The sequence below is a fragment of the Paeniglutamicibacter sp. genome, assembly GCF_046714615.1.
GTDB lineage: Bacteria > Actinomycetota > Actinomycetes > Actinomycetales > Micrococcaceae > Paeniglutamicibacter.
In genome coordinates this window covers 1-12,807 of record NZ_JBKKAP010000001.1, presented here as the reverse complement: position 1 = coordinate 12,807, position 12,807 = coordinate 1, and the positions used below count along the sequence as shown (strand labels likewise).

10 protein-coding genes are annotated in these 12,807 nt (G+C 66.0%); 8 read left to right on the top strand and 2 right to left on the bottom strand.

The window, feature by feature from the left end:
- The coding region (locus ACLQ7E_RS00050; protein WP_411730471.1) for an extracellular solute-binding protein at positions 1-584 on the bottom strand (584 nt) is incomplete at its 3' end.
- Complete coding sequence (locus ACLQ7E_RS00045; protein WP_411730470.1) at positions 581-3,244, bottom strand: AMP-binding protein; 2,664 nt, start codon at positions 3,242-3,244, stop codon at positions 581-583. The genes ACLQ7E_RS00050 and ACLQ7E_RS00045, both read right to left, overlap by 4 nt.
- A gap of 40 nt (positions 3,245-3,284) precedes the next feature.
- Between ACLQ7E_RS00045 and ACLQ7E_RS00040 the strand changes: the two genes are divergently transcribed.
- The 8 genes from ACLQ7E_RS00040 (at position 3,285) to ACLQ7E_RS00005 (ending at position 12,293) form a co-directional block, all read left to right on the top strand.
- On the top strand, positions 3,285-3,833 hold the full coding sequence (locus ACLQ7E_RS00040) for a 4'-phosphopantetheinyl transferase family protein (protein WP_411730469.1): 549 nt from the start codon (positions 3,285-3,287) through the stop codon (positions 3,831-3,833).
- An 859-nt stretch (positions 3,834-4,692) separates the two neighbouring features.
- Complete coding sequence (locus tag ACLQ7E_RS00035) at positions 4,693-5,391, top strand: hypothetical protein (RefSeq protein WP_411730467.1); 699 nt, start codon at positions 4,693-4,695, stop codon at positions 5,389-5,391.
- Positions 5,392-5,914: 523 nt separating this feature from the next.
- Positions 5,915-6,481, top strand: a complete 567-nt coding sequence (locus ACLQ7E_RS00030; RefSeq protein ID WP_411730466.1) for a hypothetical protein — start codon at positions 5,915-5,917, stop codon at positions 6,479-6,481.
- A gap of 604 nt (positions 6,482-7,085) precedes the next feature.
- Complete coding sequence (locus ACLQ7E_RS00025; protein ID WP_411730465.1) at positions 7,086-7,688, top strand: Chromate resistance protein ChrB; 603 nt, start codon at positions 7,086-7,088, stop codon at positions 7,686-7,688.
- Entirely contained in the window at positions 7,685-8,908 is a 1,224-nt protein-coding gene (locus tag ACLQ7E_RS00020) for an MFS transporter (protein WP_411730464.1), read from the top strand. Before ACLQ7E_RS00025 ends, ACLQ7E_RS00020 begins: the two co-directional genes overlap by 4 nt.
- A 938-nt stretch (positions 8,909-9,846) precedes the next feature.
- Complete coding sequence (locus ACLQ7E_RS00015) at positions 9,847-10,203, top strand: ATP-binding protein (protein ID WP_411730463.1); 357 nt, start codon at positions 9,847-9,849, stop codon at positions 10,201-10,203.
- A gap of 13 nt (positions 10,204-10,216) precedes the next feature.
- Complete coding sequence (locus tag ACLQ7E_RS00010) at positions 10,217-11,539, top strand: PP2C family protein-serine/threonine phosphatase (RefSeq protein ID WP_411730462.1); 1,323 nt, start codon at positions 10,217-10,219, stop codon at positions 11,537-11,539.
- Between the two features lie 28 nt (positions 11,540-11,567).
- A complete protein-coding gene (locus ACLQ7E_RS00005) occupies positions 11,568-12,293 on the top strand; it encodes an alpha/beta fold hydrolase (protein ID WP_411730461.1) in 726 nt (241 codons plus the stop codon).
- Positions 12,294-12,807 lie beyond the last annotated feature (514 nt).

The window sequence follows — 12,807 nt, the reverse complement described above, 5'->3', positions numbered from 1 at the left end:
GGGGGGGGGGCGGCCGCGCGGGGGGCGGCTCGCTGGCCGGGGGGGTGGGCGTGGACGGCGCCGCGGGGGGGGGCGCCCCCCCACTTGCCCGACCACTTCGGGTCGGCGAGCTCCATCATCGAGGACGGCAGGTCCTGTTCGCTGATGAGGTCCTTGTTGTAGACCAGCACGGTGGACCGGGCCGCGATCGGCGCCCAGAGCCGGGACGACGGAGCGAGGCCGTCACGGACCTGGTCCAGGGCGGTTCCCTCCACCGGCGCGAGAAGCCCCTCGCGTTCGACGAGGGTCATGGCCGGGGAGTTCTCGGTGAGGAACACGTCGGCCGGAGAGGAGTTGCCCTCTTTCACGATCATGTGGCCCATGGAGGAGTCCTGGCCGTCGCGGACCTGGGTCGGGATGCCGGTCTCCTGGGTGAACTCCGCGGCAACGGCCTTGGTGACCTCGATGTGCTGGGCGGAGTAGATCTGCAGCGTGTCGGGCTGCGGCGCGTAGGCCTCCTCGCCGGCCTGGCCGCCGGAGCAGGCGGCCAAGGCCAGCGGCAGTGCGAATGCAATGGCGAGCAAGGGACGGTGTTTGGGGATCATGGCGTTCTTTCATTCCATCGGTTGGGTGCGGGGACCAGGTCCTGCAGGCGCCGCATGGGGCGGTCGGCCAGGCGCCAGAGCAGGCATCCGACCCCCAGTGCGGCCACCGTCTCGACAACGTCGTTCTCGAAGGCGGAGAGCACCAGGAACTGGACCAGGTAAATGTACAGGGAGGCGGCGGCCAGCAGGCCCAGCAGGGGCAGCAGGAACGCGGGTACCCGCATCCGTGGAACCAGGATCAGGGCGGCGAGGCCGGCAACGACGACGGCATTGCGCAGGGGCTGGTCGGCAAAGAACGTTGCGCCGCCGATTACGCCCAGGGCCAGGGTCAGCCAGCGGCGCCGGCGGGTGTCGGCATGGGCCGCGGCCGCGCCCACGCCCACCAGCCACAGGGTCGTCGGCATGATCGATTGCGCCATCGAGTCCTCCGTCAGCGCCAGGACAGCGAATCGGGGCACCAGGGCCACGGCGGTGAAACAGGCGGCCACGCCCCAGGGGTCGGCCTTCCACGCCCGGGCGAGGGCCGGAACGGAGATCACCGCGGTGAGCACCAGGAGGCTGGCGACGAGGGCGTCGATGAACCAGTACTCGTTGCGCGTGGATCCTTCGGTGGTGTCGCCGACCAGCCAGTGGCTGAGCAGGATGTTGGACCATCCGTAGCGTCCGGTCGTGAGCATGGCGAACAGCGCGATGAGCATCGTCGGGACGGCCACGCCGATCAGGATCCGTGCTGTGGCCCGCCACCGGTCGGCCACACCGGGCGCGGAGAGTCCGAAGCGGACGGTGTTGTAGCCGGCAATGGCCAGCAGCAGGTGTGCCCCACCCATGACGTCGAACAGGTCCGCGTGGGAGCCGCAGATGGCCACGACGGCCAGCGCGCGCAGGACGACGGAGGTCTCGACGGTGCGCCAGGCCCGGGGCTGGCGGCCGCGCGTTCCGGCAAGACCGGCGGCGGATCCCGCAGCGGAGGGCGCGGTGCGCCGGTGTGCGGCCAGGTCCGCCAACTCGGACAGGGTGCGATGGTGCCAACCGCGGGGCAGCGGCCCTACGATGCCCTCGAGACGGAGGGAGGCTTGGACGTGGCTGAGCGAATCCCCGCCGTGCTGGACGAAGCTGCGGCCAAGGTCGACGGAGTCGGTGCCCAACACCTCCGAGACAACCTTCGCGACCTCGGCGGCCGCGCTCTTGGCCCCGGCAGGGGACGCTGCCGCGGCGGCATCCCCGGCGGCGCCGGCGAGCACCAGCGCCGTGCAGCCGGGCCGGTCCAGCTTCCCGTTGGCCAGGCGCGGCAGCTCGGCGACCGCGACGGCGACAGCTGCGGCGCCCAGTCCCGAGGCCTGCCCGGCGATCCGTCGGGCTTCGGCCGCGGTGGCATCGGGGGCTCCTCCAGTCCGGGGCTCGACGGCGACCAGCAGCCGGGTTCCGTCCCCGCCCACGCACGCCGTGTGACCTGCCGCATCCAGGGCATGCTCGACGGCGGCCACGTCAATGCGCACACCCATGATTTTGACGAATCCGGAGCGCCGCCCGACAATCCTCAGCAGCCCGTCGGGGCCGATGCGCCCGAGGTCCCCGGTGCGCAGCTCGGTCAGCATCGGGCCAAGCGCCAAGTCGTCGGGGTGTTCGGCGTATCCCATCATGACGCCGGGACCGCGCACGACGACTTCGCCGGCTCCGTCGACCGCCTCGGGCACGGTCGTGTCCAAATGCAGGGAGGTTCCGGAGACGGGGTTGCCCACGGCGTCGGGGTTCTCTGCGGCCAGGGCCGGATCGAGGACGCAGATCCGGGCGGTGGCTTCCGTCTGCCCGTACATCACCGACAGTCCCCACCCCTGCGCGCGGCCGAGGTCGGCGGTGCGCCGGACACGGTCCGGGTGCATGCGGCCACCGGCCTGGGCTATCAGTCGCAGCGAGGGGTGGTTCAACTCGAGTATGCCGGTGGATTCCATGAGCTCGACCATGTGGGGCACGACGGCCAGATTGGTGACGCCGAGGCCGTCGATGGCGTCCCAGAGGGACCCGTCGAGGACCGAGTCCTCGTGCAAGACGACGGACGCGCCGGCGACCAGGTGCGAGTGGAGGACTGAGAGTCCGAAGCAGTAGTGCAGGGGGAGGCTGGTGATTGCCCGGTCGGCTTCGGAAAGGCGCAGTGCCTTGGCGATGGCGGCGGCATTGGCGGCGAGGTTTCGATGGGAGAGCCTGACGAGCTTGGGAGATCCGGTGCTCCCGGAGGTGCTCAGCAGCAGCGCCAGGTCGGGGTGCAGCACGTGGCGCGGGCCGCGGGAGCCGAACTCGAACGGGTGCTCCGGGTCGCCGGTCGCGGTCACATCTGGCCGGTAACGCTCGAGCATCGCCGCCGCCCGGGGCTCGTCCGAGGTCACGAGCGCGACGTGGCCGGCCTCGAGCGTCGCGAGGTAGGCGGCGACACTGTGCACTTCGGAGCGCAACGGCAGGTGCACCAGGCGCTTCCCGGTCGCGGCGTCCGGGAGATGGAGGACGAGCCGGTCCACGGCCGCGCGCAGCTCACCGTACGATATGGCTTCTCCGGCCGCGGTCAGCAACGCAGGCAGTGCCGCCCGGGGGGAGCCGAAGGCACGGTCCAACAGTGAATCGTTGCCAGCGGCCGGGGCTATGTGGTCTTGCACGGGTGTTTGCGTCACGAACGCTAAGGTTAGCCTAAGGCAGGTAGACAAGAGAACCATGAGGCAATTTATGGCGGAGGTATGGTGGTCCTCGCTCACTGCGGCCGGGCTCGGGCTCTTGGACATGCTTGACCCCACCGAACGCTCCCGGCTGGAGTCGTTTGAAAGGCCTGCTGACGGCGGACGATTCCTGGTGGGGGCAGCACTGCTCCGCGTAGCCGTCGCCTCCCATGCCGGCATCGCCCCGGCCGACGTCTCCGTCGACCGAACCTGCAGCGAATGTGGCGCACCTCACGGCGCGCCCCGCATCGTGAACCCGCGGATGGCCGCGCCGTGGGTGTCCGTGTCGCACTCCGGGGTGCTCATCGTCGTGGCGCTCAGCACGAAGGGACCGATCGGAGTGGACGTGCAGCGGATCGCCGACCTGAATGACCCGGCGACCGCCGCAGAATGGGTCCAACAGGAGGCGCTGTTCAAGGCGCGGTCCGGTGGGCCCGCGGCCGGCGGTTCGGTGTGCGAGTTGCAAGCCCCGTTGGCGGGCTACGCCGCCGCCGCGGCGCTTCCGGCCCGCGAGGACCTTGACATTGCCTTCCTGAACTGGCCCTGACGGCGTCGAGACCCCGCCAAGCGATGGAGTGCTTTCTGCACTCCGCTGGCCCCAGGAATCAGCAGGAACGGCACGACCTTGCAGGTGGCCATGGTCGCAGGCCTGGCCTTCTCCGGGGCAGCGCTCGGCGTTTCATGAAGGGAATTAGGCGGAGGGACAGGGGCCGGGACCCGCATCGCATCAAGCGTCCGTGGTTTGCCGGCGCGAATGCCTTGCTCCCGGTTTCCATGGAGCGCGGCATAGGCCGGAGAGCCACTGTTGATGTCCAGCGGAGTCCCGACTTCTTCGACGATACTCTTTTGGTCGGGCTTGTCCACCGTGCCGCGGCTCCAGACGTTGCCTGCAAGGGATTCGGTAGATTCCTGTGGGCCCCGAACTTCTGGGAAGCAGGTCTTTTGCGGTCATATTCCGGTCACGGTTCGTCATCTTGTGGAGGATCTCGAGGGCGGCTGCCCTTGTCGGGAATCGGATGGATGAACACCTGGGGGCGGGGCTGTGAGGGATGGTCGGATCCAGATAATCTCCCGGAAACCGCACCTGATCTGTGCGAATGGTTGAATCTTTGAGTTGCTGGTGGTCTGTTGAAGCTGACGGGCGTCTGGGCGGGTCGGTGCCAATTTTCTTGCAGCGCGAATGCGGTGCTCCTTGGATAAGGCGATGCCCGTGGGAACTAATCCATTTGTATTAGGTTAGCCACGCCTAATAGCGTCTCGGTCGATGGCTCTTCAGCCGGAACTCGCTGCGGTCTCGTTCGCCGCCGCATTGTCGCGATTTGGAGACCGAACAGCAGTGCACCTAGACGGCGCCACCGTGAGTTGCGCTGATCCATTCAACTCGCAAACTTCCAAAGGATAAATCAGTGAACAACGTCCAATCCGTGGTCCCTGTGGTCGTCGGTGCATCCGTTGCCGAAACACCTGCCAGCGACATGGGAGAAGCGTCCCCCCATGGACGCTCTTCGGTGCCTGCGGCACAGATGTCCGTCGCCGTTGCCACGGGCCGTGAGGGGCTTCGCGATGACTTGATCCGGCCCCTTCTGCTCAGTGGCGTTTGTGCGGTCGGCTGGGCAGCAGCGATACTTGCGGGCCACTATTGTGACTTCGGACCGATGTTGCACCGGATCGGGCTGGCCGTGCATATCCTGGCACTGGTCTTTTCCTTTGGGACCATTCTGGTGATTGACTGGATCGGCTTCCTGTGGCTCTTGGGAAAGCGCGCGATCCACGAACCAGGTCGCCTTGAAGCGGCAGCCAAGCCCCTGATTTGGGGTGGACTGGCGCTGCTCTTGGCCTCTGGCGCCCTCATCCATCCGGACCTGAGCAGCACGCCCACGCGTGTGAAACTTGCTTGCGTGTTGGTTCTCATGCTCAATGGCCTCTGGATCGCGCCGGTCATGCGCCGGGTCCTTGCCCTGCCGCCGGACACGCGGTTCGGTGCCGTTGGCCGATGGCTTCGGATGCGGCTGATGATCGCCCTGGCAATCTCCCAGACATGCTGGTGGTCGGCAGCACTCATCGGCATGCTTAACAGCACGCTTCGGCGCTGGTCGGGCTCCTGATGTGCGGTGCGGCCCACCGGGACGAACTACTCGTCCAGGACCGCTTCGCCAGCCGGCCCCTCATGAAGCGGGCAACGATTCTCCGGAAGGCCCTGGGGCGCAGTGCTCCTCAACGGTGCAGATCCCAGACGATGCGAGGGGCGCAGCCCGGCTTTAGCGGTCCACGAATTCGACAGGCGACACCGGTCGGCTGCCAACGTCCAATCGCACCGGAGTTCTCGGCTAGACCCCCACCGGAGACACGTCCGAGCTCGATCGCCTGGGCGCCATTTGGGGGCATGCAGCGCACGGCAAATTTTCTGGATTTGCAGCGCCAGGACTCGTTCCCCTGGGATCAGACACATCCCGTCGCAATGAGACGCGCACAACGCGGTGATCAGCCGTGGAACCGGTAACCGCCGCTGGCCCGTTTCGAGTCGTGACTGCGGCGCCCCTGATCTCCAACCTCATTCGCAATCAACTCATAGGCCACCTAAAGCACCGCAGGGTGGCCACCAACACCAACACCAACTAAGGATCTAAGATGCTTCGTAAAACCCTGGCCATTGTGGCCGCACCGCTTGCCCTCGCTTCACTCGCCGGATGCGGGGCCCAGGTCGCCGCCAGCGAGAAAGGGTTCACCGTTCCGGCCGGCGTCACCGAACAGTACGAGGTGCTCGCCAACGAGGTCGCCGAGAAGGGCAAGACCGTCACCTCCGGAGACTGGACCGTCAACCTGATCACCGAGGCCGCCGAACCATGGTTCGACGAGCATGCCTCCCATTTCCGCGCCCCGAAGTCCGGCGAGACCCACCACATCGAAATCATCCCGACCGAGACGGCCACCGGCCGGATCGTCCCCAACGTGCCCATCACCCTTGAGGTTCTCGACGGGAACAACAAGGTCGTGCAGGAGATGGCACTGAACTTCTACTACTCCACCTTCTACCACTACGCCAACAACTTCACGGTGCCCGATGACGGTACCTACACCCTGCGCGCCACCCTTGGCGTCCCGGCATTCAACCGCCACGGCGAGGAATCCGAGACGCCCGCCCTGGCCAAGGGCGCAACCGTCGAGTTCACGGACGTCGAGCTGACCAGCGAGTGACATGTGAGAGGCTCGGGGCTGTTTTGTTCCGCCCCGAGCCTTTCCCGGGATCAAGACGGTTTCGTCCACGTCATCCTCACTCTTCTATTTGGCGTGGCCGTTGCCTTCGGCCCATCTCTAACACCACAACCAAGCGAGAGCGCGGAAGTGACTGGTAAGCCACGATCCGCCCGGTGCAGTCGGCCTTATCCGGGGGAGAACCGGAAAATTCGACAGCCAGGTCAATGACCTGCCAAAAACAGCGGCTGGCCCACGGGTGATGCCGAGCGCGATCGGACGACTGGCGTCGGGTCAGTCGGGCGTGGTGCGGGTCGGGCTACGACACGGCATCGTCCAGGGCCGACCTAGCGTTCTCACGTGGTAGGTGCTGTCAACACGAGACGCCGAAAAGTGACCTGGGTGCGCTTGATTTGGCCAGGCCAGGTCATTTTTCGGTTGGGCCAAAGACTGGCCCGACACCCTCGTCGCCGGCGCCGGATCGGCATGCATCCGACCCTTTCCGTTCCGCACCGAAATCCAGGTTGTCGTTCCGACCCGCAAGTTTGAAGCTTCATTGATTCGATGCGCCACCCTCATAGATGTAACTGCTGTTACACTCCTAATTGTGACAGAAAATATCCAGTGGGTACTTCTATTCCCGCAGATTCCTTCCGAACCCTCCCGTCACCGGGTGGCGGTCTGGCGGCAGCTGCGCAAGGCCGGGGCCGTCACCATATCCTCCGGGGTGTGGGCGCTGCCGACCGGACCGGCATTCCAAGCCGACCTGGACCGGGCCGGGGAACTGTGCCGCAAGGGCGGCGGCAGCTTCGCCGTTATCGACGCTTCCCCCCGCGATGAAGCCTCGGCGGCACTGATCCGGGACGCCTTCAAGGCGGCACGTCTCGATGAATGGGCCGAGTTCCTGGCCGATTGCGGCAAATTCGAGCAGGAGATCGCCAAGGAAATCCGGAAGCAGAAATTCACCTTCGCGGAGCTCGAGGAAGAGGAGCAAAGCCTCGACCGACTGCGCCGCTGGTACCGGGACCTGAAAAAACGCGACGTCCTGGAACTACCGGAAGCAAAAACCGCCCACGACCGCTTGCGCACCTGCACCACAATCTTGGAGGACTACGCCGAACAGGTCTACCAAGCGGTTCACGGGACCCTGCCCCACGAGGATGCCGAACAACCCGATACGCCCCGGGGACCGCTAGGAGAAACAGCATGAACCGTCCAGCAAAACCCAAAAGCGCACCCACGCTGACGGCGCCGGCCGGCGTAGCAGGGCCCGCCCGGTGGGCGCTGGCCCCGCTGTATGCCGCCGGATTCACCACCGCGTTCGGGGCCCACAGCATCGCGGCCGGCCTGGGCGCCGAGAGCGGCGGCATCGGACTCGGTCTGCTCACCTTCGGCATTCTCCTGGCCCTCTACGACGTCGCCGAGGTCATCCTCAAGCCCATCTTCGGTTCCCTCAGCGACAGGATCGGGGCAAAGCCCGTGATCGTTGCCGGCCTGGCAGCTTTCACCCTCGCCTCGCTGGTCGGAACGCTGGGCACCACACCGCTCATCTTGGGGCTCGCCCGGCTGGGCCAAGGGGCGGCGGCCTCGGCGTTCTCTCCCGCGTCTTCGGCAGCCGTGGCCCGGCTCGCCGGACCAGCCGTCGGCAGCTACTTCGGAAAGTACGGGTCGTGGAAGAGCATGGGCTACGTGCTGGGACCGCTGCTGGGTGCCGCGCTCATCTGGGTCGGCGGATTCCCCGCCCTCTTCCTGGCGATGGCCATCGTCGCGGCCGCAGCCGCTGTGTGGACCTGGATCGCCATGCCCGACCTTCCGGTGCTGCCCCGCCCGCGCTACACGGTCGCGGACCTGGTCCGGCAAAGCACCGAACGCTCATTCCTCGTCCCCACCCTGGCGCTTGCCGCGGCCACCAGCGCACTCGGGGTGGCCGTCGGATTCTTGCCTCTTCTGGGCACCGAGCTCCGGATGCCGGTGGGCGCCAGCATGGCAGTGGTGGCCATCCTGGCCTTGTCTTCATCCCTCACGCAGCCGCTGGCCGGCAGGTTGCGGGACCGCGGACAGATCTCGTCGCGCTCCGGCATCGGCTGGGGACTGGCCTTGGTCGTTGTCGGCGTTGCCACCCTGGCCCTGGTTCCGACGCCCTTCACGCTCTACGTTTCAGCGGTCGTCATTGGCTGCGGCATCGGCATCACCACGCCCCTGGGCTTCGCCCACCTCGCCGCCACGACCCCGCCGGAACGGATCGGACGCACCATGGGTTCGGCGGAACTCGGACGGGAGGCCGGCGATGCGGGTGGACCGCTGATCGTCGGCGTCATCGCCTCGAGCGTGAGCCTTGCCGCCGGCCTAGGGACCCTCGCGTTCCTCATCGCTGCCATCGCCGTGGTGTGCGTGGCATTCCTGGGCCATGGCACCCGCCCGCGAACCTGAGATCCGGGGCCGCCATGGACGGCCGGCTCGTTTGCCAGGACACACACGCGACTGCGGCCCGCGGCATCTACGGTTGCAACATTTAGCGCTTCAAGCCACAGTTCATGCGCCCGCAGGTACTCAACCGCTCTCGCGCCGCAGTGTGCTGATTCAGACTGTCCTAGTGATCGACCCTCTAACGGAACCAGACTTTCATGTGAATCCGAGAATTCTTAAAACTCTCGGATACCAGCGATGCCCAGTGCAATCCCACCGCCAACGATAAAGTGCCTGTCGAAAAATGTCCCAGTGGAGGTTCCTCTGACGGACTCACGAGTCGCAGTGCAGAGGACTTCGGCGCCCGGTCACAACATGTGCCACGTGGCTTCGCACGAATACGTCTCGGACAGACGGTGCGGCCGTTGACGGAGACTTGGCCGTTTACTTTTCGTAATTGCGCACCTGTTTGCGTCATGTCCTTATTCATGAGCCAGAATAATTTCACCGGCTTGCTGTGGCGCGCGACCAATTCCCGCCACGTCGGATACGAGTCGTGACCGTCTGATCTGCCTCGACCGGGACCCCACTGTTATTGGCTTGGCTTCATAACCACTCCGACAGGACGGAACACCTGGATTCCACGGTTTCAAAGACTTCGTGAAAGCTGCTGACGGTTCATACATGGTGATCGACGTCTGGCCACCCCGTCCGCGTCAGTGCTTCCGAAGCGCAGCACAGCAGTGCCCATCGAGGAAGCGATTGAAAGGGCGCTGGCGAAGTTGGCCATGCAAGCGACGCATTCCCGAGAGGCTTTGCTATTCGTCTGTGTCTCCGCTACCTGTGCTTTTGGCGTCTTCCAGCTGGTCAACCGTGATATGTTCGGTTTGATTCACAGGCCCGGCGCTTCCCGGCATGGTCGCCGGCACGCACGGACGGATGGAGCGGCTGGAAGGCTGGGTATGGAACGGTTCTGGACGAGGCCGATGGTGGTGCTCACCCTGATCCTGGGCGTGAACTACATTGCCCGGCGCTGGGCCGCCTCGAACGTCGTCCTTCACGCCCTGCCGGAGTACCCGACGCCCGTGGACCTGGGCGTGGACATCAGCGTCAGGACCCGCAGCCTGCGGGCCGAGATCAGCGCCTTCGGCGCCATCGACCCCCAACTGGATACCGAGGTCAACGGAATGCCGGGACCGGAGGCGGAGTCCGGGCGCGGCCTGGCCCTGATCCGGGCCCTGGTCACCACCGTCACCTTCGCCCGGCAAGACGGCACCAACACCTGGGTCCTTTCCCGGGATTCGACACCGCACTCATAAGAAGGGAATTTCCATGACACCCGGACCCGCGCGCCTTTTGGCGGGGCTTGATGAGCTGTCGCCTCTGCGCAAGCAAATGCCGTTCGTGGCGTTGTTCCTCACCGCAGCGCTCATGGCCGGGTTGCTCCCGACCGTGCCCTTCAGCAATGTCCCGTCCCTCGTCATGGGGCTGGCGCTGGTTGCCGTGGCGACGGTGCTTGCCGCCATCTTCGGCCGCCAGGACCTGTTGCGCTTCGCCACCATCGTGCCCGCCCTGGACTTCCTCGCCGCCGGCCTGCTGCGCCACGGCACCGGGGAATCGCACTCCATTTTTGCCGCCATCCTGCTGTTGCCCGTGCTCTGGTTCGCCGCGAGGGCCGGGCACCGCTACGTGGTCTACGCGGTCCTCGGGACCATCCTGGCGGTCATGGTGCCCTTCTTCCTCGGGGCCCAAAGCGAAAACAATCCCAACGAGCTGGCTCGCGGCCTCTTCAACGCCACGGTCTTCGCCATCAGCGCTGCCGTGATCAACGAGCTGGCCGCGCGGGCCCGCCAGCACCTGGGAAGCGCCCGGGCAGAGGCCGCTGCGGCCGCGGAGGAACTGAGCCGGGCTGCCCAGATCCAGAAGTTCCTGCTGCCCAAGGAATCAGCCCTGCTGGCCGGCTATGAAACCGCCGGGGCCTGCATCCCCTCCAAGGCCGTCGGCGGGGACTTCTTCGACTGGTACGAGATCGACGGAGGGCTGGGCTTCACCCTCGGGGACGTCATGGGCAAGGGGGCCGGGGCGGGCATGATTGCCGCGACCACCCGCGCCGTCATCCGCAGCGCCCGCAACAGCGAGGATCCGGCAAAGGCCCTGATGCTGACCTCCGACTGCCTGGCCACCGAACTGAGCCAGGCGGCGGCGTTCGCCACGCTCTTCCATGCCAGGCTGCGCGCGGAGGACGGCAGGGTCGTCTTCTCCGACGCCGGACACGGCCTGAGCCTGCTGGTCCGCGCCGCCGGCACCTGGGAGCGGTTGACCTCGGGCGAGATGCCCGTCGGGCTGATGCCCGACGCCACCTGGACGTCCCGGGAAATCACGCTGGCCCCGGGCGACATGATCGTGAGCATCAGCGACGGGGTGCTGGACCTCTACGACGGCACGCTGGCCGCTGTCGCCCGGATCGGTGAGATGGCCTGCAGGGCCGGCTCGGCCCAGGACATCGTGGACGCCGTCCACGAGCTGGCCTCCGGCACCAGCAACCCGGACGACGTCACGGTCCTGGCCGTGCGCAGGTCGGTGCCGGACACCGACCTTTCCGCGGGCCGCGACTCCGGCACACACCGGGAAGCGGCGTCAATATCTTGGTGTTGAATGTCGCGGGATGGGTTGAACGGTCGAGGTGCCGTTCCTCATCCGGGTACTTGAAGATCGCGCGCTTGACCGCCCGGAGCGGTTGCCTATCCGTCGCGCAGACATCGGCTTGGTGCATCCCTGCCTTCGCCTAGGTGTTCTGCTGGTTCTCAGCGGGCAGCGTTTCCGGGGGCCAGGCACTTCCACGCGACGACGCGAGCTGGATGTACCGTTGGCTGCGGTGGGTTTTTCGCGTAAATCTTTGATCTGGGTTGGCATTTTGGCGGTTTTCGTACTGATTCATGGTGGCGGTTCCACCGCATGGGACTGGCATCTTGTCAGACCACTGCTTGAGGCATCGGGGCATGACGTCATCGCTGTCGATTTGCCCATCGAAGACGAGAATGCCGGGCTTGAGGACTACGTTCGTGTAGTAGCTGCAGCGGTGGGCGACGCCCGGCACACGATCGTGGTCGGCCACTCGCTGGGAGGCTTCACCGCGCCCTTGGTCTGCGACGAGCTCCAAGCGGACGGGCTCATGTATCTCGCAGGAATGATCCCACTACCGGGCGAGACATTCGCTGACTGGTGGACCAACACGGGTCATGATCGCGAGACGATAGTTCCGGACACCCAGGCGTCGTTTTTCAACGGCGTCCCTGAAGAATTGATACACCAGGCGCGCAACAAGGGCCGCGACCAGCAAAGTGAATGGATGGCCCGGCCCTGGCCTGGCCAGCGGCATCCAGCCGTCCCCACCGGGGCAATATTGTGACGCGATGACCAGTTCTTTCCCTCGTCATTCATGAAACGCCAGGTACACCAGCGGCTTGGAATCGAGCCGGTGGAAATTCCAGGGGGTCACTACGCCACCTTGAGCAATCCAGACGCCGTGGCGGCGGCGCTGAACGACTTCGCCCAAAAGATCGCTCCGACGCGGGGCAAGTAAACCGGGACCAGGATCCCACCTCTGTGCTTTTCGACCCGCAGGATGTCCCGTGAAGTGTCAATTGGCCTGCCGCGCATGGAGCCGTTGGCAGACCGTCCCAGTCGAGGTTCCCCAATGGGGATGGCGAAACTACGCTTGGGCGCACCGCCCACTCCGCCCTCCATCGGGACACTCCTGGTGCTTCCCAGGGTGAGACCGAGTCAGAGGAGTGCGGCGAAGCGTTCGGCGGCCGCGGTCGCCCCTGCCACGATGATCTCGTCGTCCTCGTGTAGCACGGTCTCGGTGGTGGTGTAGTCCCATTCCCGGTCCTGCCGCTTCACCGCAACGATGGTGACGTGGT